This is a genomic window from Pseudomonas botevensis (assembly GCF_019145475.1).
In the GTDB taxonomy this organism is placed as follows: Bacteria; Pseudomonadota; Gammaproteobacteria; order Pseudomonadales; family Pseudomonadaceae; genus Aquipseudomonas; species Aquipseudomonas botevensis.
Window position 1 is genome coordinate 95,028 of the sequence record NZ_JAHTKI010000009.1, and the last position, 21,509, is coordinate 116,536.

Genomic DNA, 21,509 nt, shown 5'->3' on the forward strand with positions numbered 1-21,509 from the left:
TTTAGATGGTGGCAATATGAAATTGTGCCACTATTTTGAATCTATGGCGACTGAATAATTAATGTCCCTTTGCCACTGTTTTCCGGGTCATGAGTTCATCTCATGGCTTCCGTTTTTTTCTGCAGATGCCCGATAGTGTGAGACGGATCACATTTTATGGAGTGATGAAATTATTTTCTACCGAGGCCCTAAATATTTTTCAGGAAGTTCGTAGCCGGACGATTATTAACATGGCTTGAGTGTGTCTTTTAATAAGACATATTCTCCGTCCCCGAGTCAGGCAATGGGTGTGGATATGCCGATTGTTGTACTTCAGATGCTCAATTCCGAGTGCAGTTAACCGGGCGCTCTCCAGGAGCGGTCTGACGGAGGATTAATGGATTTCTGGACCTTTTTCCAGGTGTTGATATTGGGTGCGGTTGAAGGCCTTACCGAGTTTTTGCCCATCTCCAGTACGGGCCACCAGATCATCGTTGCAGACTTGCTGGCGTTCGGCGGTGAACGCGCCATGGCGTTCAACATCATTATTCAACTGGGTGCGATTCTGGCCGTCGTGTGGGAGTTCCGGCCGAAGATCTTCGAAATCGTCAAAGGCCTGCCGACTCAACGCAATGCACAACGGTTCACGGCGAACCTGTTGATCGCCTTTCTTCCGGCCGTCGTGTTGGGCGTGCTGTTCGCCGATGCGATTCATCATTATCTGTTCAACCCGATCACCGTTGCTGTTGCATTGGTCGTGGGTGGCATCGTGATGTTGTGGGCGGAGCGGCGGAATCATGTGGTGAGCGTCGATCATGTCGACGATATGCGTTGGTCTGACGCGCTGAAGATCGGTTTCGTACAGTGTCTGGCGATGATTCCGGGTACGTCGCGTTCCGGCTCGACCATCATCGGCGGTTTGCTGTTCGGACTGTCGCGCAAGGCCGCCACGGAGTTTTCGTTCTTCCTGGCGATGCCCACCATGGTCGGCGCCGCCGTGTATTCAGGCTACAAATACCGCGAACTGTTCGAGGCCAGCGACTTGCCGGTGTTCGCCCTGGGCTTCGTGATTGCGTTTATCTTCGCGATGATCGCCGTGCGCGGTTTGCTGAAGTTCATTGCGAACCACAGCTACGCCGCTTTTGCCTGGTATCGGATTGCGTTCGGCTTGTTGATCCTGGCGACCTGGATCTTCGGCTGGGTCAACTGGACGGCTGCGGCCGCCTGACCTTTTTATGCCAGGCGGCCCAGGCCGCCTGGCTGCTTTATCTTCAACGGCCCTCAAGCAATTGAGCGGCCTGATCCAGCAGCGCCAACGGATCCTTGGCCTTGTGGATATCCACCGACAACAACTGGCGAAACTTGCGCGCCCCCGGAAACCCGGTGCCCAGCCCCAGTACATGTCGGGTGATGTGATGCATCGCGCCCCCGGCCAGCAAATGCTCGGCAATGTAAGGTCGCAACTGCGCCAACGCCTCGGCCCGGCTGATCACCGGTGCGGTGCTGCCGAACAACTGCTGATCCACCTCGGCCAGCAGATACGGATTGTGATATGCCTCGCGCCCCAGCATCACGCCATCGAAGGTCTGCAAATGCTCGTGGCAGGCCTCCATGGTCTTGATCCCGCCGTTGAGAATGATCTCCAGCTCTGGAAAGTCCGCCTTCAACTGCGCCGCCACGTCATAACGCAGCGGCGGAATGTCACGGTTCTCCTTCGGCGACAAGCCCTCCAGAATTGCAATCCGCGCATGCACGGTAAAACTGGTACACCCGGCATCCCGCACCGTGCCGACGAAATCGCACAGCTCGGCATAACTGTCGCGCCCGTTGATCCCGATGCGATGCTTCACCGTCACCGGAATCGACACCGCATCACGCATCGCCTTCACACAATCGGCCACCAACTGCGGATACCCCATCAGGCACGCGCCGATCATATTGTTCTGCACCCGATCGCTCGGGCAGCCGACGTTCAGATTCACCTCGTCGTAACCATGCTCCTGTGCCATACGCGCACAGGCCGCCAGATCCAGCGGAACACTGCCGCCCAATTGCAATGCCAGCGGGTGCTCGGCCTCGTTATGACGCAGGAAGCGTTCATGATCGCCATTGAGCAGAGCGCCGGTGGTGACCATCTCGGTGTAGAGCAGGGCGTTTTTCGACAGCAGGCGCAGGAAGTAGCGGCAGTGGCGGTCTGTCCAATCCATCATCGGCGCCACACTGAAGCGGCGAGAAGGCTCGGAACGGGTAGGGCGAGTGTTTACGGGCGCTTCAGCTTTTTCGAAATTCATTGATACTGATCTTTTATACAGCGGTTTTTACCCATTTTTTCTTGTTTTCTGAGGTCGGTTGCTACAATGTAGCAAGCGAATTCAGCAATGTAGCAACTGGAAATGGGCACGATCACATCACGCAAGCGCAAGGACAATTCGACTGCCTACACGGCGCAGATACGGATCAATCGAGACGGGCGCACAGTTTATCAGGAAAGCCAAACCTTCGACCGCAAGCAGGTTGCCCAGGCCTGGATCAAACGGCGGGAGACGGAGCTGGCCGAGCCTGGTGCGATTGAGCGCGCCAACCGTAAGGGTGTGACGATCAGGAAGATGATCGAGCAGTACCTGGACGAGTACGAAAAGATCCGGCCGTTGGGTAAGACAAAGAACGCCACACTCAATGCGATCAAAGATACCTGGTTGGGCGACCTTGATGACTCGGCACTGACCAGCCAGAAGTTGGTGGAGTTTGCGCAGTGGCGGATGGGTAAGGAAGGCGGCGGCGTCCAGGCGCAGACGGTTGGCAATGATCTCTCGCACCTAGGCGCAGTCCTATCCGTCGCGAGACCAGCATGGGGCTACGAAGTGGATCCGCTGGCCATGCCTGACGCACGCAAGGTCTTGCGCAAACTAGGCATGGTGAGCAAGAGCAAAGAGCGTAACCGCCGGCCGACGCTCGAGGAGTTGGACAAGCTCATGGCGCATTTCTTCGAAATGCAGGAGCGCCGCAAGGCTCAGATCGACATGCCGAAGGTGATCGCTTTCGCGCTCTTTTCGACACGTCGGCAGGAAGAAATTACAAGGATTCGCTGGGATGATCTCGACGATTCGCGACAGGCTGTACTGGTGCGCGATATGAAGAATCCCGGTCAGAAGATCGGCAATGACGTGTGGTGTCATCTACCGGATGAGGCTTGGGCAATTCTGCAGAGCATGCCCAAGGTCGAACGAGAGATCTTTCCCTACAACGCAAAGTCGGTCTCCGCCTCTTTCACCAGGGCGTGCCCTATGCTCGGCATTGAGGATCTGCATTTCCATGATTTGCGGCATGAAGGGGTGAGCCGGCTGTTTGAAATGGACTGGGATATTCCGAGGGTGTCAAGCGTGTCTGGCCATCGAGATTGGAACTCACTTCGTCGCTACACGCATATGAGAGGTCGCGGGGACATATATAAAAGCTGGGCATATCTTGAGCGAGTCCTGTCGGGCAAGAGGAAGGCAGGAGTTCCCATCTCCTTCCTCACGGTCGATAGTCATGATCAAGTATAAAAAGATTGACATGTTTTCGTTTTGAGGTGATATCGTAATGATGTCATTGAGCTGCGCATCTCGTCTCAAAGTTCGATGGCGCTGGAGGAAATCTTGCTAAACTGCGAGGTTGGCGGCGCTGTTTATGAGTAACGCCCGATTTTAGGGGCTTGAGATGGGTCTGAAAGGTAAGCATGAGATGTTGAGTACCAAGGACGCTGCGAAAATTTTCAGCAGCAAAGGTATAAATGATGTTGCTCATGGCGACTTTGATTTTGTATTAAAGGTTGCAAACGCATTTGGTGATGCTCTGGGGGACGTTTTCAGTGTTGAAGACGTATTTCAAGAGTGCTATCGGCGGCTAAAAAGTAGCTATAAGTTTGAGTACTATATAAAGAATATAATCGCCGAGAAAATTTTACTTGGGCGGTACTCCATGAATACGGCAACTCTCTTAAATGAGTTTCGTGTTGGAGAAAGTAAGGCTGATAGTGTGATTCTAAATGGCATTAGCACCTGTTATGAGATTAAATCTGAGTACGACAGCCTTAATCGGCTAGAGCTTCAGTTATCTTCTTACTTGAAAATATTTGACAAGGTTAACGTTGTCACTACAGAAGCCCACCTTGGCAAGGTTGAGAAGATTGCTCCTGAATCTGTAGGGATATTGCGTTTAGGTAAAAATGATGTATTGACTCCGATTAGACCTGCATTACTTTCTTCAGAGCCCATGGATGTAGATATTCTCATGGCCTCATTGCGGCGTAATGAGTATCTTTCGTTGGTCTATGAGTTGTGTGGGCAGATTCCCGTCTCAACAAATACAGGGATTTATGATGAATGCCGCACGCTCTTGCGTACCGTGGATTCCTCTAAGTTGAGACCGGCATTTTGCCGCATCGTCAAAAAGTCGCGCAAAATCGACAAGGGTTATGTCGAATGTTTGCCAAAAAGTTTATTGGTTGCGGGTATCGAGTATCGCGTTCCGGTCGCCAATAAGGCTCAGTTGCTGCAGAACTTGAAAATACATTTCAGTAAGGAAGCTCTATGTACTACCCCATACTCAAGGCGAAGCGTCACGAACTGAACACTTTATTCGATCTCGCTCCGATTTTGCCTGCAGCGAAATACAGGCCCGTAATTGAGCCAGTGAATGCGAAGTATAAACCACTTATCGCCACCATTGAGCAATTACACAGTAACTCTGTATCACCTCTTGTAGTGATCAATCCATCGCAGGGGCATTTTGCAAAGAATACCTCTGCTGGCCTTTTTGGTCAGCTACAGGCTGATCCTAAGTCTGCAAACAAATTTGTTCCCTGTATTAAAGTAAAGGATGCTGCGGATAGTGCGGCGCTAAGTTTGCTCGCGTCCTATCCTAATGCCGCCATATACCTAGAGAACGATATCGGTGTCGGCTCTTTAAGTATTTTGAATAGTGCATCTTGTGTGTTGCTTAATCAGCAAAAGGTTGATGAAAGTATCGTTGATCAACTGAATAACGTAGTAGTATATTCGGACAGTTTTGCGAAAAAGAAGCGTAACGCCGACTATACGTCGAAATCCTTTTACTCTGGATTGCATGTTTCTTATAAGAAAAAAAGCAATGTGTCTGGATTTGGCGATTTTACTATAATGGGTGAAGAGTATTTAGATTCAGGCGGCCCGGCGTATGTCGTGGCTATACACGTGTCATATATTGATAATGCTGCTCCGAATTCAATGCACGTACATCATTACTGTTCGACGGTTGATGATAAACTTCCTACGAACGCCGGCAGTAAGTACAAAGAAGCGTTGGTAAAAATGTTTACATTCATCGCTGCCAATCCAACGGTGTATGACAATACATTAGGATTGGGCGAGTTTCGCGCGTCTCATTCTGTGATGCATTTTCCGGGACTGGGGTTGGTCAAGGAAATGTCTATGAAGCATCACATCGAAAGCCTTTGTAATTATATTTAAAAATGTAGGAGGCGTTTATATGACGCCTCCTTGTTATCTAGCTGCGGTTCATTAGTTTATTTTGTTCCGTAGTGGCCAGTTCACGCTGTCGATCGATATAAATTGCCAAGTCGTTTAAGTGGATTCCGAGCGCCGCCTTCTGGGATTTAGTGCCCAGGCGCATTAGCGGGATATCAATATCGCCACTCAGTCTCTTGAGCTTAAACTTCTCCACGGTAAGATGCAGGTAGTCTCGACAGACTACCTCAATCGGGATTACAGCCTGTCCGCTGTATTGAGCCATCAGAAGAAAAAGTGTGTTCATGGTTTCGTCTGCTTTGTCCGTTTTCAGGTTGACTGTAGGCAGGTGTATCAGTAGCGTGGAATTTCTAGTGCATCCAACGCTTCTTGAATTGTGTTTCCATATGCTCTATCACAAGGTTCGTCACTATCCCAATAACGCCAAATGTGACAACCTCCTTCGTACTCCCACGTCAGACATATGCGCTCTGTCTGGATTTTATGAATGAGATCGATTGTCCCTTTACCTTGTGTTGATGGTTCTTCTCTTATGCTCTTAGAGCGGCCATCAATTTGCCCAGTACGATAGCCCGACCAATAAATCAGGCCTGAGAGCAAGAAGAGCGCAATCAACGCGCCGATCTGTATTGCTGTCATATTTTTACTCCTCATATATCCCGCAGCGGTAAAGTTGGTTGCCCCCCTGTTGAGGGGGGCTTAAGTTCAGTCAAGCCGCTACCTTCGTTGCTTGAGCGTCGAGATACTCGGCCAGGTTATGCAAGTACACCACCGGCTTTGCACGTGTAGAACAGTGCAGGCGCGTTACTACCAAGGCTATGCGCCCGGCCTTAATCTCAGCTAGCAAGTAACGGTCGGTACGGATGTGTGCGAAGTACTGCTCGCGTACTGCCGACAACGTTGGGCACGGGGTGGTGAACTGTTTACGTAGTTGATCAAGGGTATGGCTCACGCTGCGTTCTCCCTGAACCCCTCCGAAGGGGGCAGCAACTTGAGACGAATTAACTCGGCGAGGCCTTCCTTACTTTTGCCCATTGCAGCCGCGCAGATGTTGCCCTTGGCATCAGCCACCACCGCGCCGAATGGGAACTCAGGCGAGTTGGTCGGCGTAACGTAGGCGACTTGCCCTTCAAGGATCACGTTGTTAACGCAGCGAAATACTTCGGCCAGCTCGGTGCTTAGTACAGGCATGCTTTCCAGCAATTGAATGGCTTCCGTCGAAGCGCCAATGAGCGTTGAGCGACTGACCACCCCCGGGCAGTTCAAGTAGATCGGGATTAGTTTCAGGGCGCCGAGGGCTTGCGTGTAGGCATTAAGGTTGTTGGTTTTCATGCGGCGGCGTCCTTTTTGGTAATGATGATTCCCAGCTTCTTGGCCAACCATTCGATCCCTTCTTCTTTCACCATGACAACCGTGTAGTGATGGCACTTGTTGAGGGACGGAATCACGGTGCTGCGCGGATCTGAAAACAGATAGCCGCGATCACGGTGCTTGCTGGCTAGATCGCCACTGCTGTTGAGAATGCTCAGCTCGCGCAACCTGGTGCGGAGGGCGCGGGGCTTGAGTCCGAGCAATGCGGCTGTTTCGTCCAGGGTGCGATTCATGGCGCAGTCCTCAGGCAGCGATCAGTTTGCGAACGCGGGCAAGCAATGCTTCCGAGTCCGCAAGTGCTCGATCAATTTGCGCCAGTCGGCCGGACTGCTCGGGTGGCGCGGGTTGAGCTGATTCAATTCGGCCGTTCGCAATGTCCTGGATGAAATCCCGCAGGTGCAGGTGATTGGCTCGGTCCGACCGCTTGAGGGTCAGTTCGCCGGTGTGACCTCCCAATTCAACGCTGACGACTGCGCTGTTTTGAGTGAGCTCCACATCAAAGCTTGCATAGATGGTTTGCTCTGGTCGTTGAAGAGGGCACACGGCACCTCCACCAACCTGGAGCATGTGATGCAACAGGTCTTGTTTAGTGAGGGGGATGAGGTAGTTATTCATGCCGCATCGTCTCCGAGCGGCCCGGCAGTGGCTTCGGATGCGGTTACGATAATTACTTGCCTGATAGCGGCGGTACGGCCCTTGGGGTTGCTGACGACGGTAAGCCCCGTGCGAAGCTGTAGGTCTTCAACTGCGGCGCGACTGCTGCATGCGGAAGGGTGCGGGTAAACAGGGCAGCGGGTATCGCTTTGCTGTGTGATTTGCATGGGTTGATCTCTTTGGTGAGAGGTAGATTCCGATGCAAAATTAGTGTTACTGATTTAATATGTCAACAGTAACACTTATAAAAAATGGTAAATAAAATTAGTAGACGAAAAAAAAGACCCTTGCGGGCCTTTGGGGAGAGATCTCTTAAAGCATTACCGAGTACCAGAAAACCTTCCCGATGATACGAATGTGCTGTTGGACGTAGTCGCCATCGTAGCGTTCGTCCGGGTGTTCCTCAGTGTTGTAGCTCCGTAGGCGCAAACCTGAGCCTGGCAATCGATAGAGAAGCTTCACGCGTAACTGTCCGTCATGATCAATGGCGTACATCTTGCCGTCCTGAACGACTATATTCGCGGTGTCTACGCCCACGGTACTGCCATCCGGAAGCACTGGCTCCATGCTGTTTCCAGTTACTGGAGCGCAACCTGCAGAAGCAGGATCGATGCTTTTTCTTTTGAGAGTGCGTTTCCCGAAGCGGAGCTTACGTCCGTTTGTTTCAAGCCTGACCTGAGATCCATTACCCGCAGACAATTCCACTTCCTTAAAGAATGGCAGCTCAACCTCATCAGGCCCGAGTGGGGTCTCGTCATCCCACACTTCTATCTGATGCATTTCCCAGTCGGGGGTTCTTGAGCTTTCATTGCCGCCCTGCGAATGCCGCAGGCGGGGCATTTCGGCGAGAGCGGCGAGACGTGGACTTACCTCTTCAAGCGAAAAGCCCAAGACATTCGAAAATTTGATCAGCGCTCCGATGTTGAGAGGGATTCGGCCATTTAAGTATTGGCTGACAACGCTTTGCCCAGCCCATTCGCATAGATCGGCGATTTTGTCCTGGGTAAGGGAGGGATCATGCCGTTTGCGGTCCTGATAAATAGCCTTCAAGCGCATGGCTTCGGCTTTTCGGGTCTCGTCGTCGGCAGAAAAGGGTATCGAGGTAATCATGCATCCCAATTTATAAGGAAGACTTATTTTATCAAAACAGCACCACGTCTTTTTTCTTGCTGTTTAAAAGAAGTAACACTAATATCTGTGCCGCAACACCCATTCGAGGAAACGTGGATGGCAAACGAAATAGGAATTCCCTTGGGAGATTTCGCCGAGGGTAAGACTCAACCAGAGCTCGCTTTACTGATTGGGGTATCCCAAAGCGCGGTCTCTCAAATGCTCAACTCAGCTCGGGATATTCGAGTTCAGGTTGATGAGAAGGGGGCCTGTACAGCGGTAGAGATTCGTCCAATAGGATCGCGCCGCAAGGTCAGGGCCGCTTAAAAGGTGTCGAGCTGGGGCCTCTCACCAAAGAATCCCCCAGCCCGACTACGACGATACACAGCACATGCACATCGGTCGTGGTCATAGGATAGGGTTTGCCCTAGGCTATTGCTACACCGTAAACAGGGGATTTACGGTTTATGAGTCGCACAGATCTTTTGCCGGACGCTGGTCCGGTCCTGCCACTACGCCAAGCGATTTATCGCGCTGGTCGTGACTACAAGGGCGGAATCACCGCCCTTGCCTTTGAAATGGTGTTGGACAACGACACCCTCCAGAAAAAACTCAAGCTCGATGAAGAACGCCGCTGGCTGAATCCAGATGAGCTTGAGGAAGTGATCAGGCTAACCGCTGATCCACGCTTGCTGGACGCATTGATGCGTCCAGCAGGTGCGGTTTGGTACCGGCCCGTGGCCGTACCGGCAACCCGTGATGCCTTGAAAGCGGTTGGGAAGCTACTCGGGGAAACCGGTGAATTCGTGGCGAAGATGCACGACGGCGCGGCGGACAACGTCTGGGAGCTTCATGAAGTCGTGGATCTCGAAAAGCACGGAATGGATGTGATCCGCGAAGTCCTTGGAATTATGGCGGGCGCTCGTCAGGCGATGGAGGATCGCATCAATGGCTGATGATATCGACCGCGCAAACGAGCAGGCGCAATACCTGCTTGATGTTGCTATTCATCGCAGTCGTCGCGTGCCATCGAGCCGCGTTAGCGCGCAGTTCTGTGACGACTGCGACGAACCAATCCCGTTGCTTCGACAGCAGAAGGTTGAAGGTTGCGAGACCTGCGTCTCTTGTCAGGAGTTGCGGGAGGCCCGGCGATGAGTGAATCGGGCAAAGGAACAGCCATCGCTACATGGGCAAAGCGTTACATCAGTACTTTTGACTTTGCACTCGTATCGATTGATCCAGGTGAAAAGGCTCCGAAAGGCCTAGGGTGGAATAAGCCCGGAGGCTATATCACCGACGCCGAAACGGCCGAGGCGTTCTGGCAACGAAACCCAAATCACAACCTTGGCGTCGTGCTGGGGCCGAGCCGCGTTTGTTCACTGGATGTTGATGACGTTCAATGGACGCGACATGTTCTGTATGAACTGTTGGGCCTTGACCTTGATGCGATGGCAGTAGTGTTCCCGACTATCGTCGGGAATCCGCTGCGATTCCGGGTGGTGTTCAAGGTGCCGGAAGGCATCGAACTCACGCGTCATTCACTTTCATGGCCGAATGAAAAAGACCCGGACGGTTCGATTTTCAAAGGGTTGATGGACAAGGCTAAGGTTGCGAAAGAGCAGGGTGATCTTGCCGCAGAAGCTGCTGCACGAACCGAAGCCGAGCCGTTCAAACGCTTCACGGTCTTTGAACTACGTGCGGGATTGGTGCAAGACGTATTTCCACCATCAATTCATCCCGGTACCGGCAAACCTTACATCTGGAAAACTGCTCCAAGTGCTACTGACGGGCTGCCGACGCTGACCAACGAGCTGCTTACCATTTGGCAGAATTGGGAGTTTTTTAAGCGAGATGCTGAAGCTGCGTGTCCATGGGCGGTTGCGCCACCAAAGCCACCGGTCAAAGCCCAAAAGCGTCCTGCACTCGGTGGCGGCAAACAGCCCTCGGTAATTGATGAATTCAACCGTTGTCACGATGTTGCGGAGCTTCTTCGTGCCCATGGATACATCAAGCGAGGCAATAAGTGGCTGTACCCTCAAAGCAGCACCGGTCTGCCAGGGGTGACGATCAGTGAGGACAAGGTTTATTCGCACCACGGTGCTGACCCTCTCGCGAACGGGCATCAGAACGACGCCTTTGAAGTGTTCTGCTTACTCGAGCACGGTGGCGACCAGTCGAAGGCTGTGAAGGATGCTGCGCGAATGTTGGGCATGCAATACGCCGCCCGTCCAGATCCGAATGATCTTCCCCCCACCCCATCCGGTGAATTGAGCGGGCCGATCTCAGACGAAACATGCCCGTCCAGCGAGGCCGCTCCTGCTCCTGACGGGGGGGCGGGGGAGGTCATAACGTTGGATCACATTCTGCGTCGTTTTGCGTTGGTCGAGGGCACCACGCACGTGTGGGACTGCGACCAATCGAAGGTAATGAAGAAGTCCGCTTTCGAAGCTCGCGTGGGCAAGCCTCTAGCTAAAGCCTGGTTGGACCACACCGGAAAGAGGCTGATTTCTGACGACCATGTTCGCGACATCGAGCAGGCGCGCCGCATGGCCGGGAAGAAGGGCGGCGCATTCGGGATGTCTCCAACTGATCGCTACGTTTACATCGATGGCACCAAAGACGTTTGGGATCGCGAAAAGAAGCGGCGCATAGCCGAGGGCGCGGTCAAGATGGCTCTGGGAGACACTTATCCGTTGTGGTTGAACAGCAGCGAGCGCCGCACCGTCGATGTTGAGCACATCGTGTTTGATCCGACCATGACGAAGGATCCTGCGGTGTACATCAATACCTTTGACGGGTTGCCGCTTGAGCCAGTCAGGGATGATGCAGCGTGTGCCAACCTGCGTTGGCTGATCTCATTTCTTTGTAACCATGATGAGGCGGCAACCGATTGGTTAACTCGCTGGCTGGCGTATCCGCTGCAGCACTTGGGCGCCAAGATGGATACCGCTGTGTTGATGCATTCGATTATGGAAGGTTCGGGCAAGAGCCTGTTGTTCGCTGACGCACTCGGCATGCTTTACGGCCAATACGCGGCGACTGTTGGTCAGACGCAATTGGAAAGCAGTTTCAACGCGTGGCAAAGCCGCAAATTGTGGTCCGTCTTCGAAGAGGTGGTCAGTCGCGATCAACGTTACAACCAAGTGGGCAAGATCAAGCACTTGATCACTGGTAAAACGGTGCGGATGGAGTCGAAGTTCATTAATGGATGGGAAGAAGCCAACCATATGAACGCGGTATTTCTCAGCAACGAGATTCTTCCGTGGCCAATCAGCGACAGTGATCGACGAATGCTGGTTATGTGGCCTATGGAGACCCTACCAGTCGCTCGGCAAAAGGCGATTGGTCGTGAACTGGAGCAGGGTGGGGTGGCGGCGCTCTATGGTTGGTTACTGTCGGTCGATCTAGGGGACTTCAACCAGCGCACGCGGCCGCCATCGACTGAGGCGCGTGAGCGTTTGGTGGCCTTGAGTCGGGCCGGCTGGCAAACATTCTTGCATTTGTGGAAGTACAGCGAGCTGGGGCATGGGCTATGGGGGCCATGTCTATCGACCGACCTCTATTCGTTGTTTCTCGAATGGTGTCAGCGCAACAAAGAGCATGTGATGAGTCAGACGAAATTCTCTCTGTTCATCAGTTCCGAGGTGGATAAATCGCGTGCAATACCTTGGACTGATGGCAATAACCGTCGTTTCGGCGCGTTTTTCTTTCCCGCGGACCTGGATGCTTCCCCGCCCCCATCACTCAAGGCGGCCGAGCTGGGCAAGCAGGTGGAAAACTGGCGGGCAAAGGCCAGGCTGGCGGGCTGGCACGTGGACAGCTGGGATCACATCAAGGCGCTTGCAGCATGACTATTTTCAAAAGTGTGTTGGGTGTGTTGGGTTTGTGTCGGGTTGATTTTGAATACTCCACACAATTTGAGTGCCCGAATTACATGCCTTCGCGGGTGTTGTGTGGGGTGTGTTGGGTTTTGTGTCGCGCACGCGCATGCATGACGTTCTTTGCAACGAATTCAACGGAAGGAATTTTTTCTTATGCGAAGACTGATAAACCCAACAAACCCAACACACTCAACTCAAGTTTGATTGAAGCATTGAATTTAAAGGGATTTATGTGTGTTGGGTTTGTGTCGGGTTGGGGTATTTCTGTGTCGGGTTGGGTTTTACGGGGGGCAGGGCAATGATTGAGGCGATGGAGTTATTGCTGAAACATTGGGGCGAGCAATGCCGACACGGCGGTGAAGCCGGAGGCATGGGTAGCCCGATGGCGACGATCATGGAATGGGGCGGTTGCGCGCCGCGAGGCACACCCGGTTCTCGGATCCTTCTCGGCGGTGGTGCGGGTCCAGATGCAATTGCGCAGGAAATTGGTGCCGCCCTTTCCGAGATCGCCCGGCAAGATGGTCGGGGCGAAAGGCTGCAACAGCTGGCAGTTATGCGTTACGGCTTTGACCCTGCACCGACATGGGCAGCGCAGATGCATGAATTGGGCTACGTCTCAAAGGCGAAGCAAACCTACTACGATCTTGTGCACCGCCTTCATGTGCGACTCTTTGAGGTGCTGACCGAGCGTAAAGATGCACGTAAGTGGCTGACCGTTGGTCGGGGTGCTTTACCTCAAAGTCTCCTCAAAGTTGCGTCAAAGTTGCGTCAAGTTGGATAACCGAAAATGCCCCCTTTTCGGTTCCGTACTCAGGGGGTAAAAAGTCTCCACGATATGGATTCTGCGCCTTGGCGCTACCCCGAGCACGTGCTGTGCACTTCGTCCTGGCGTATGCCGCGACTTTGAAAACCCTGCCCTCCGGCGGGGTTTTCTTTTTTGTGTTCGGCATGCTCCTTCACTTGAGGCACAACATGACAAATGAGCAGCAAGCGCTGGCAGAAATGCCGATCTGGTTGGTGATCGTCCTGGCTCTGGTCGGCGGCGTATCCGGTGAGATGTGGCGAGCAGACAAGGATGGTGCCCGGGGCTGGGCGTTGATACGTCGGCTCGCGCTGCGATCCGGTGCCTGCATTGTCTGCGGAGTCTCGGCAATGATGCTGATGATCGCGGCGGGCATGTCGCTTTGGACGGCGGGCGCCTTGGGGTGTCTCACGGCAATGGCTGGTGCAGATGTTGCCATCGGCTTGTACGAACGCTGGGCTGCCAAGCGGCTTGGCGTGTGCGATGTCCCGCCGAATGGCGGCGGACCAGCCTGAAACCGCCGGGGACCCTGGGGTTATTCGAAGGGTACGGGGTCGGAAACCCGCGGGATCTTGCGACTGGCCGATTTTTTCACGTTGGTTGACAGAGGTTGACAGAGGTTGACGGCCCTAGGTTGACAGGAGGTTTACATGACCGTTTTGAGCCGAACGGAATACGCGGCCAGCAAAGGTTGGTCTCGCCAGTACGTCGGCAAACTGGCCAAGCAAGGCCGATTGATTTACGCCTCGGATGGCAAGATCGATGTCGAAGCCACCGATCAGTATTTGGAAATGACGGGCGATCCAGCACGCAGCAACTCGGGTACCCGGATCGCACCGGTCGCCACTACCTCGGTCCAGCAGCCATGGAGCATTCCCGCGCTCCCCACTTCCGCCCCACAAGCTGCGCCGGACTATCACCAAGCTAAAACGCGGCTGGCTCTAGCCCAAGCTGAGAGGGCCGAAGCTGACCTTCAAAAGATTGCCGGTGAATTGGTTGATCGGGAAGTCGTCGACGAAGCTGCTTTTGCGACTGGGCGCATGACTCGCGATTTGCTACTCAGCTTGCCACCCAAACTTGCCCCAACGTTGTCGGCCATGACCAGCACCTGGGACATTGAAAAGCACCTGTTCAGCGAGATCCGCCAAGCACTTGAAGAGGCTGAACGCCTCTCTACCGAAGACTTCAGCCACGCCTTAACCCTCGGAAACTGATCCTATGGAAGCAAAACTTGCAGATGGTACCGAGGTTTACCGGGCAGCTTACTTTCGTGGCCTTCGCCCTGAGCCTGAGTTGTGGGTCGATCAATGGGCTGACGAGTACATGCGCATTCCGCGCGACACAGGTGCTGCTGAACCTGGCCGGTACCGCACTTCCCGTACGCCATATGCTCGCGAGCCTATGCGTTGCCTGTCACCGGCACATCGCAGCAAACGTGTAGTCACTATGGTGGCTTCGCAGTTGATGAAAACCCAGATTGCGCTGAACTGGATTGGTGGGCTGATCCACATGGCGCCGTCGAATATCTTGACCTTGCTGCCAAGCTTGGGCCTTGCCAAACGGGTGTCGTCACGGATCGGAAAGACCATCAAAGCTACACCTGTTTTACGTGAGCGAATCGCGACCGGGCGTGATGCAGTCAACACGATGGACACCAAGGAGTTTGAAGGCGGATCCCTGTATGTCACCACAGCAGGCTCCGCTGCTAACTTGTCTGAGTTGTCGGCGCGCTACATTTACGGTGATGAAATCGACCGCTGGGAAGTCGATATCGGAGAGGAGGGGGACCCCATCGAATTGGCGGAGACCCGAGCGAGTACCTTCGGTCGTAACGCCAAATTCTATTTCTCCAGTTCGCCAACGATCAAAGGTGCATCGCGGATAGCGGATCTCTTTGAAGGTAGCGACCAACGTCACTACTACGTGCCATGTCCAGACTGCGGTTATATGCAGGTACTGGAGTGGGAGCGTCTGCATTACAGCGACGATTTCAGCACAGTCCATTACGAATGTGCTGGAGCGGAATGTGACGTGCTGATTGAGGAACACCACAAGGGTGAAATGCTCGCTAAAGGCGAATGGCGTGCGCATGCTGAAGGTGATGGCGAGACAGTTGGATTCCACCTGAACGCGCTCTATTCGCCGCCGGGGTGGATGGACTGGCGTACTTTGGCCATGCAGTTTGAGAAAGCCAAAATCGCTCAAAGCAAAGGTGATCTCGAACCCATGCAGGTGTTCTACAACACCCGATTAGCCAAGGTTTGGGACAGCGCACAAGAGCAAACCAAGGCGGAAGTGCTGATAGCACGGGCGCGGCTGGAGAACTATGCCCTCGGCGCGATGCCGGCCTGTGTACTGATGCTAACCGGAGCCGTCGACGTTCAGGCCAACCGCCTGGAACTGATGGTTATGGGCTTCGGCGTCGGCATGGAACGCTGGGTGGTCGATCACCAGATCATCTGGGGCGATCCGGCAGACGAACGCACCTGGGCGGTACTGGACGAGAAGCTCAAGGCGCGTTACCGGCATCCTTGTGGTGTCGGATTGGCGATTCTTGCCGTCGGCGTCGACTCCGGCGGTCACCACACCGATGAGGTCTACCAGTTCTGCCGCGTTCGCCGCTGGCGCAACATTTTCGCTATCAAGGGCGCGAGCAAGCCGGGCCGACCGGTGATTGCACAGCGCCCGTCCATGGTCGACGTTACGTGGAAGGGCCAAACCGAACGCAACGGCGCCGAGCTGTGGTTCGTCGGTACCGATACAGCGAAAGACTGGATCTACAACCGCTACCCGTTCCCGGACGGACCCGGTTCGCTGCACTTTGCCAATGACCTGCCGGACGAGTTCTTCGCCCAGTGCGTCGCCGAGCGCAAAGTCGTGCGCTACGTGCGCGGCCACAAACGCATCGAATGGGTCAAGGGCAAAGCCGAGCGCAACGAAGCGCTCGACCTGATGGTGTATTGCCTCGCGATGGCGCACTACCTTGGTATCAATCGCTACCAGGAACACGACTGGGATCGGGTGCGCCAAGCGCTGGCTCAGTCCGGTCTGTTCGACGACGCCCTAGGCATCAAGCCGGCTCAGGGTGAACGCGTCGATGAAGGCGAAACACCCGAACCTATGGCTGTGCGACAGGCACAACCAGTTCCACCATCACCCGTTGCTCCGGTCGTGCAGACACGGCCAGCATCCCCCCTTCAACGCCGTAGCTCCACCAGCGGTTACTTGAAGAGGCGGTAACTTTAGGTCAGGCCAATGATAGGACTGAGAATCTTAACCCCAAGACCTAAAGCTTCAGATACCAACCCACGAGCGACTTCTTTGCCACTCTCTTTCGCGGTGGTGGCTAATTGTTCTCCGATGCTTTCCTTTGACTCCACGCTCTCTGGGGTGGCTTTCAAGACCTCTAGGCCTTTGGCCGTCAGGACAGCGTTGGACACATAGAGATAAGGATCAGGAGTGCAGTTGATGTAGCCCGCCTGCCTCAGCCATTCAGCTGTTGCGAGAAAAAACTCAGCTTCATCTGTAGGTACTTCGGTGCCTAGGAAGTCGTCGAGCTGCGTGGCGTTCTCGACAAAATCTTCAGCCAGGAGTCCTTGGGGGATTGGAAAATGTTGGTAAAGGACGGCAAAAATTTTGCCGGTGATGTCGTCAAATTTTTCAATGTTGGAGACAGCCATGTCAGAAAACTCCGAAGGGAAGGCGCAACAGGCGCAAAAAATAAAGGCTGCAGCAGAGCTTCAGCATGAGCTACGTCGAGTAGTTGCAGAACAGTTAACTGGACGAATGGACTGGGTGCGTGCTCGTACCTTCTGGCACATGAGATTGCCTGAAATTGAGCCTGAAGAGCTGGCCGACGCATTGGCGCACGTTTTAGCAGGCGGCAGCTTCAGACAGGAAATTCAATCGAGAACCCAGAACTTCGTCTGACGGTTTATACCCCACACAGCCGGAGACCATCTAGAGCATTCCCCATGTCATTCACACCCAAACACCTCGAAACCATCGAGCGCGCCATCGCACGTGGCGAAAAGATCGTGCGCTACAGCGACCGAACGGTGGAATACCGCGACGTCGACGAACTGCTCCGCGCACGTGAAGAAATCCGCAGCTCGCTCACCAGCGCTGCTGGCCCGCGCTCGCGGGTTGTGCGGCTCAGTCATGGAGGCAAGGGAATCTGATGGCTCGACAATTCCCGGCGCTTTCACGTAGCGGATTCTTGCTGCCATCGAACATAAAGGCCAGTTACGAAGGCGCCGGGGAGGGTCGCCGATCTGCTAGCTGGGACGCCACCGACGATGGTATCAACAGCATCAACACCCCGGCGCTACGCAACCTGCGTGCCCGTTCACGGGCGGCGGTGCGCAATGATCCGTATGCGGCCAACGCTATTAACAAACGGGTCAGCAACCTGATCGGCACCGGCATCACGCCACGCCCAAAGGTAAAAGACGAAGAGCTGCGCAACCTGCTGCAAGAATTGTGGGACGACTTTGCCGACGAGTCGGACGCCGACGGTCTCTGCGACTTCTACGGCCAGCAGGCGCTGGTGGCTCGCACCGTGGAAACGGCGGGCGAGTGTTTTGTGCGGTTGCGTCCGCGCAGTTTGGACGAAGGTCTGGTGGTGCCGCTGCAGCTGCAGACCTTGGCACCGGAGTTCGTGCCGCATGACAAGTTCGAGATGTCCAAGTCCGGCAACATCATCCGCGCCGGGATCGAGTTCAACCCAGCCGGCAAGCGCGTGGCTTACTGGATGTACCGCTCGCACCCGCGTGATGCGTCTTCGCTCAACAGTGGGTACAACCAACTGGTGCGCGTACCGGCCAGCCAGGTGCTGCACATCTTCGAACCTCTAGAACCGGGGCAGTTGCGCGGCGTGCCACGCATGTCACCGGTGCTCAAGCGCCTGCGCAGCCTCGATAACTACGACGATGCGGTGCTGTTCAGGCAGGAGGTTTCCAACCTGTTCGCCGGCTTCATCAAGCGCCCGTCGCCGGACATGGGGCAGGTGCCACGCGACCCCGTCACCGGCCAACTGATCACCGCTGACCGCGACGGCTTCACACCGATGGTTGCACTCGAACCCGGCACGATGCAGGAGCTGGGCGCGGGTGAGGAGGTCGAGTTCTCCAAACCACCGGATGCCGGCAACAACTACCCGGATTTCATGCGGCAGCAACTGATGGCAGCGGCAGCGGGTACCGACACGCCCTACGAGATCCTCACGGGCGACATGAAAGGGATCAACGACCGTGCGCTGCGCGTCGTGCTCAACGAGTTCCGGCGCCGCCTCGAACAACTGCAATTCAACGTCTACATCCACCAGCTTTGCCGGCCAGTCCGCGCTGCCTGGCTGGACATGGCGGTATTGAGCGGCGTGATCGAGTTGCCGGACTACGCCAAGCGTCGTCGCGAATTTCTGCGCACGCGCTGGGTGCCTCAAGGCTGGGCCTACATCCAGCCGGTGCAGGACGTACAGGCGCGAATGCTTGAGGTCAATGCCGGGTTCGGTTCGCGCAGTGAGATGTGTCTGCGAACCGGTTACGACTCCGAAACGGTCGACGCGGAAAACGCCGCCGACGCTCAACGTGCCCGCGAATTGGGCCTCAATTACCGAACGCTCGTCGAGGTTGATAGTGAACACGACGATCAGGAGAAACCATGAAACCGCCGTTCCATCTACGAATCTTCAACAAACTGGACAGGCAACTGCCCGTGCAAGACAAACACTGGTACAGCCTCCGGGCCAGCGGTGAAGCCGAACAGCGCACTATCGAGGTGTACGTCTACGGCGAGATCGGCACCTGGGGTATTACGGCCAATCAGTTTGTGCGTGACCTGGCCGCGTTGGATGACGGTACTTCACCGATTGTTGTGGCGTTCAACAGCATTGGTGGCGATCTGTTCGACGGTCTGGCTATTCATAACGCCCTGTCACGTCTGGGCGAGCGCTGCACCGGCCGCGTCGACGCCCTGGCCGCCAGTGCCGCGAGCGTTGCAGTCTGCGGCGCTCACCGGGTGGTAGTCGCGGAAAACGCCGCACTGATGATCCACAACCCGTGGACCTATGCCTCGGGTGATGCCGAGGATATGCGCAAGGTAGCGACCGCGTTGGATCAAGCGCTGGAGCTCATCATCACGGCTTACAAGGCCAAGGCGCCGGATATCGACGAGGTCGAGTTGCGGCGCCTGGTCAATGCAGAAACCTGGCTGACTGCTCGAGAAGCGGTGGCCCTCGGATTGGCCGATGAAGTCGGCGACGGTGTGCAAATCAAGGCGTGTCTGGGGCAGGGCACGGTCATGCAGAAATACCAGCGCACGCCCCAGGCGCTGCTGGATCTGCTCAACGAACCCGCGAACCCGACCGAGCCGGTGGTCGACAAGCCTGAGCCATCGGCGCCTGGTCTGGATGCGGCTGCGCTGGCTCTGCTGATCACCCAGTCATGTACTCAGGCCAATATCAGCAACTTGATCGAACCGCTTATTGCAGCGACCAAGCTGGTTGACGAAGCGACTGTGCAGGCCGCGATCATCCAGGCCAAGTCGATCCGCGATCTGTGCGTTGCTGCCCGGCTGCCAGAGTTTGCGGTGGAGTTTGTACAGGCCGGACTGGACACCGGTGCCGTGCGTGCGCGGCTCTTCGATAAGGTCGTAGGGAAAGGCGGGGGCTTCGAGATCGACAACAGTCTGCCGCAGAACGAAGACCCGGCTCCCAAAATTCAAGCCAAACAACCCGATCCGTCCTCGATCTGGGCAGCCCGTCAGGCTGCGCAATCACCAACCTCGAAAGGAGCAAAACCATGACCTCTAAACTGGAGCCGATGCACGCGGGTGAGTTCCTGCTGTCCGAGGGCGCCGGCAACATCTCGCGTGAAGCGATCAACGTCGCCGCCGGTCACGCACTGGAGCCGGGGCAGATCCTCGGCCTGGTGACCGCGACCAGCGAATTCGCCCCGTACAGCCCGACCGCCGAAGACGGTACCGAAAACGCCGTTGCGATCCTCTACGGCCCGCTCGGCGAGTCGGATGTAGTTCGTCGCGGTCGCGCCGTGGTGCGGCTGGCCGAGGTCAGCGAAGCCCATCTGACTGGCCTCGACCCGGCTGCCGAGAAAGCCCTGGCCGCGCATTTTCTGATCGTCCGCTAAGACGTTTCTTCCTTTATATGCATCCCGCTGTGTGCGGGATTTTTCGTTTCTGGAGAGTACACCCATGGCCGATATCGCCATTTTTGAAGACGACGCTTTCAGCGTCCCCTCGCTGACCGCCGCGATCAACGAGCAGGAATACCTGCCGGGCCGCATCAGCAGCCTTGGCCTGTTCCACGAGGAGGGCACCACCAACCTTACGGTGCAGGTCGAGAAGGACGGCGACACCCTGGCTCTGGTGCCGGCTGGTGAGCGCGGCAGTTCGGGTCTGGTGGTCGGTGGCAGCAAGCGTAATCTGATTCCGTTCAACACCGTGCACCTGCCGGAGCGCTTCACCATCAAGGCTGATGAGATCCAAGGCATCCGGGCTTTCGGTACGCGAACCGAGCTGCAGTCGGTGCAGGACGTGGTCAACCGGCGCCTTGCCAAAGCGCGGCGCCAGTTGGACGCCACTCATGAATTTCAGCGGATGGGTGCTCTGAACGGCCAGATCCTCGATGCTGATGGCAAGACGGTTTTGCTGGACATCTATAAGTCCTTTGGCGTGAACCGTCAGAAAATGCCCATGGGGCTCAATGACCCTGAAGCGGACCTGCGAGTGAATGCTGGCGAAGCGTTGGACATGCAGGCGGATGCGTTGGGCAGTGTGACCAGCTCGGGTTCTCGTGCCTTCTGCGGCAAGAACTTTTGGAACAAGCTGGTCAGTCACAAGTCGGTCAAGCAAACCTATCTCAACACTCTGCAGGCAGCGTCTCTTCGCGGTGATGCCCGCGAGAGCTTTGAATTTGGTGGCATTGTCTGGGAGCGCTATCGCGGCAAAGTGGCGGGCGTGCTGTTCGTGCACGATGACAAGGCGCTGCTGGTTCCCGAAGGTGTGCCGGATCTGTACATCTCGGTCTTCGCGCCGGCCGACTACATGGAAACGGTCAACACCGAAGGTTTGCCTTATTACAGCAAGCTTGAACCGCTGCCATTCAACAAGGGTGTGGCCGGCGAAGCCCAGTCCAACCCGCTGCATCTGTGCACACGACCACGGGCGCAGATCCTCCTGGAACTCTGA

28 protein-coding genes are annotated in these 21,509 nt (G+C 55.3%); 19 read left to right on the forward strand and 9 right to left on the reverse strand.

Annotated features, from left to right (window positions below; translation table 11 throughout):
* The first annotated feature begins 376 nt into the window (after positions 1-376).
* Entirely contained in the window at positions 377-1,207 is an 831-nt protein-coding gene (locus tag KVQ74_RS13520; protein WP_217831592.1) for an undecaprenyl-diphosphate phosphatase, read from the forward strand.
* A gap of 43 nt (positions 1,208-1,250) precedes the next feature.
* On the opposite strand, the gene dusA is transcribed toward KVQ74_RS13520, so the two are convergent.
* A complete protein-coding gene (gene dusA, locus KVQ74_RS13525; protein WP_217831593.1) occupies positions 1,251-2,270 on the reverse strand; it encodes a tRNA dihydrouridine(20/20a) synthase DusA in 1,020 nt (339 codons plus the stop codon).
* 102 nt (positions 2,271-2,372) lie between these two features.
* Here dusA and KVQ74_RS13530 point away from each other — a divergent pair, with 102 nt between their 5' ends.
* From KVQ74_RS13530 to KVQ74_RS13540, 3 genes are all read left to right on the forward strand, one after another.
* Positions 2,373-3,524: a site-specific integrase gene (locus KVQ74_RS13530; RefSeq protein ID WP_225929998.1), complete on the forward strand. Its 1,152-nt coding sequence runs from the start codon at positions 2,373-2,375 to the stop codon at positions 3,522-3,524.
* A gap of 178 nt (positions 3,525-3,702) precedes the next feature.
* On the forward strand, positions 3,703-4,590 hold the full coding sequence (locus KVQ74_RS13535) for a sce7726 family protein (protein ID WP_217831594.1): 888 nt from the start codon (positions 3,703-3,705) through the stop codon (positions 4,588-4,590).
* Positions 4,551-5,468, forward strand: a complete 918-nt coding sequence (locus KVQ74_RS13540) for a sce7725 family protein (RefSeq protein ID WP_217831595.1) — start codon at positions 4,551-4,553, stop codon at positions 5,466-5,468. The genes KVQ74_RS13535 and KVQ74_RS13540 overlap by 40 nt, the downstream gene beginning before the upstream one ends.
* 37 nt (positions 5,469-5,505) lie before the next feature.
* Here the strand turns inward: KVQ74_RS13540 and KVQ74_RS13545 are convergent, their stop codons facing one another.
* The 7 genes from KVQ74_RS13545 to KVQ74_RS13575 all read right to left on the reverse strand — a co-directional run bounded on the left by KVQ74_RS13545 (position 5,506) and on the right by KVQ74_RS13575 (position 8,621).
* Complete coding sequence (locus tag KVQ74_RS13545) at positions 5,506-5,772, reverse strand: pyocin activator PrtN family protein (RefSeq protein ID WP_186621821.1); 267 nt, start codon at positions 5,770-5,772, stop codon at positions 5,506-5,508.
* 47 nt (positions 5,773-5,819) lie between these two features.
* Entirely contained in the window at positions 5,820-6,125 is a 306-nt protein-coding gene (locus KVQ74_RS13550) for a hypothetical protein (protein WP_217831596.1), read from the reverse strand.
* Between the two features lie 70 nt (positions 6,126-6,195).
* Complete coding sequence (locus KVQ74_RS13555; protein ID WP_105705135.1) at positions 6,196-6,438, reverse strand: pyocin activator PrtN family protein; 243 nt, start codon at positions 6,436-6,438, stop codon at positions 6,196-6,198.
* Complete coding sequence (locus KVQ74_RS13560; RefSeq protein ID WP_217831597.1) at positions 6,435-6,818, reverse strand: hypothetical protein; 384 nt, start codon at positions 6,816-6,818, stop codon at positions 6,435-6,437. Before KVQ74_RS13560 ends, KVQ74_RS13555 begins: the two co-directional genes overlap by 4 nt.
* Positions 6,815-7,090: a phage antirepressor KilAC domain-containing protein gene (locus KVQ74_RS13565; protein WP_217831598.1), complete on the reverse strand. Its 276-nt coding sequence runs from the start codon at positions 7,088-7,090 to the stop codon at positions 6,815-6,817. The genes KVQ74_RS13560 and KVQ74_RS13565 overlap by 4 nt, the downstream gene beginning before the upstream one ends.
* Before the next feature lie 10 nt (positions 7,091-7,100).
* Positions 7,101-7,472: a hypothetical protein gene (locus KVQ74_RS13570; protein ID WP_201192731.1), complete on the reverse strand. Its 372-nt coding sequence runs from the start codon at positions 7,470-7,472 to the stop codon at positions 7,101-7,103.
* Between the two features lie 351 nt (positions 7,473-7,823).
* Entirely contained in the window at positions 7,824-8,621 is a 798-nt protein-coding gene (locus KVQ74_RS13575) for a LexA family transcriptional regulator (protein ID WP_225929999.1), read from the reverse strand.
* A gap of 117 nt (positions 8,622-8,738) precedes the next feature.
* On the opposite strand from KVQ74_RS13575, the gene KVQ74_RS29545 reads away from it, so the two are divergent.
* From KVQ74_RS29545 to KVQ74_RS13620, 9 genes are all read left to right on the forward strand, one after another.
* On the forward strand, positions 8,739-8,948 hold the full coding sequence (locus KVQ74_RS29545) for a Cro/Cl family transcriptional regulator (protein ID WP_217831599.1): 210 nt from the start codon (positions 8,739-8,741) through the stop codon (positions 8,946-8,948).
* A gap of 140 nt (positions 8,949-9,088) precedes the next feature.
* Positions 9,089-9,577 carry a phage regulatory CII family protein gene (locus KVQ74_RS13585; protein ID WP_034156300.1) on the forward strand — a complete coding sequence of 163 codons (489 nt, stop codon included), beginning with the start codon at positions 9,089-9,091 and terminating at the stop codon, positions 9,575-9,577.
* Positions 9,570-9,776 carry a TraR/DksA C4-type zinc finger protein gene (locus KVQ74_RS13590; protein ID WP_101158491.1) on the forward strand — a complete coding sequence of 69 codons (207 nt, stop codon included), beginning with the start codon at positions 9,570-9,572 and terminating at the stop codon, positions 9,774-9,776. The genes KVQ74_RS13585 and KVQ74_RS13590 overlap by 8 nt, the downstream gene beginning before the upstream one ends.
* Positions 9,773-12,472: a DUF5906 domain-containing protein gene (locus tag KVQ74_RS13595; RefSeq protein ID WP_217831600.1), complete on the forward strand. Its 2,700-nt coding sequence runs from the start codon at positions 9,773-9,775 to the stop codon at positions 12,470-12,472. The genes KVQ74_RS13590 and KVQ74_RS13595 overlap by 4 nt, the downstream gene beginning before the upstream one ends.
* Positions 12,469-12,804: a hypothetical protein gene (locus tag KVQ74_RS13600; protein ID WP_217831601.1), complete on the forward strand. Its 336-nt coding sequence runs from the start codon at positions 12,469-12,471 to the stop codon at positions 12,802-12,804. Before KVQ74_RS13595 ends, KVQ74_RS13600 begins: the two co-directional genes overlap by 4 nt.
* The gene (locus tag KVQ74_RS13605; RefSeq protein WP_134785636.1) at positions 12,801-13,283 is read left to right on the forward strand and encodes a hypothetical protein; all 483 of its coding nucleotides are present in this window, start codon (positions 12,801-12,803) and stop codon (positions 13,281-13,283) included. The genes KVQ74_RS13600 and KVQ74_RS13605 overlap by 4 nt, the downstream gene beginning before the upstream one ends.
* A 191-nt stretch (positions 13,284-13,474) precedes the next feature.
* Positions 13,475-13,819, forward strand: a complete 345-nt coding sequence (locus KVQ74_RS13610) for a phage holin family protein (RefSeq protein WP_217831755.1) — start codon at positions 13,475-13,477, stop codon at positions 13,817-13,819.
* Between the two features lie 135 nt (positions 13,820-13,954).
* Positions 13,955-14,518, forward strand: a complete 564-nt coding sequence (locus tag KVQ74_RS13615) for a hypothetical protein (RefSeq protein WP_217831602.1) — start codon at positions 13,955-13,957, stop codon at positions 14,516-14,518.
* Between the two features lie 4 nt (positions 14,519-14,522).
* Positions 14,523-16,544, forward strand: coding sequence for a phage terminase large subunit family protein (locus KVQ74_RS13620; RefSeq protein ID WP_217831603.1), 2,022 nt, complete (start codon positions 14,523-14,525; stop codon positions 16,542-16,544).
* Positions 16,545-16,546: 2 nt separating this feature from the next.
* On the opposite strand, the gene KVQ74_RS13625 is transcribed toward KVQ74_RS13620, so the two are convergent.
* Entirely contained in the window at positions 16,547-16,984 is a 438-nt protein-coding gene (locus tag KVQ74_RS13625) for a hypothetical protein (RefSeq protein ID WP_217831604.1), read from the reverse strand.
* Between KVQ74_RS13625 and KVQ74_RS13630 the strand changes: the two genes are divergently transcribed.
* From KVQ74_RS13630 to KVQ74_RS13655, 6 genes are all read left to right on the forward strand, one after another.
* The gene (locus tag KVQ74_RS13630; protein ID WP_217831605.1) at positions 16,983-17,234 is read left to right on the forward strand and encodes a hypothetical protein; all 252 of its coding nucleotides are present in this window, start codon (positions 16,983-16,985) and stop codon (positions 17,232-17,234) included. The two genes, KVQ74_RS13625 and KVQ74_RS13630, sit on opposite strands and share 2 nt — an antisense overlap.
* Before the next feature lie 44 nt (positions 17,235-17,278).
* Entirely contained in the window at positions 17,279-17,485 is a 207-nt protein-coding gene (locus KVQ74_RS13635) for a phage head-tail joining protein (RefSeq protein WP_217831606.1), read from the forward strand.
* Positions 17,485-18,969 carry a phage portal protein gene (locus KVQ74_RS13640; protein ID WP_217831607.1) on the forward strand — a complete coding sequence of 495 codons (1,485 nt, stop codon included), beginning with the start codon at positions 17,485-17,487 and terminating at the stop codon, positions 18,967-18,969. The genes KVQ74_RS13635 and KVQ74_RS13640 overlap by 1 nt, the downstream gene beginning before the upstream one ends.
* Complete coding sequence (locus KVQ74_RS13645; RefSeq protein ID WP_217831608.1) at positions 18,966-20,108, forward strand: head maturation protease, ClpP-related; 1,143 nt, start codon at positions 18,966-18,968, stop codon at positions 20,106-20,108. Before KVQ74_RS13640 ends, KVQ74_RS13645 begins: the two co-directional genes overlap by 4 nt.
* Positions 20,105-20,449: a head decoration protein gene (locus KVQ74_RS13650; RefSeq protein ID WP_217831609.1), complete on the forward strand. Its 345-nt coding sequence runs from the start codon at positions 20,105-20,107 to the stop codon at positions 20,447-20,449. The genes KVQ74_RS13645 and KVQ74_RS13650 overlap by 4 nt, the downstream gene beginning before the upstream one ends.
* 64 nt (positions 20,450-20,513) lie before the next feature.
* Positions 20,514-21,509, forward strand: a complete 996-nt coding sequence (locus KVQ74_RS13655; protein WP_217831610.1) for a major capsid protein — start codon at positions 20,514-20,516, stop codon at positions 21,507-21,509.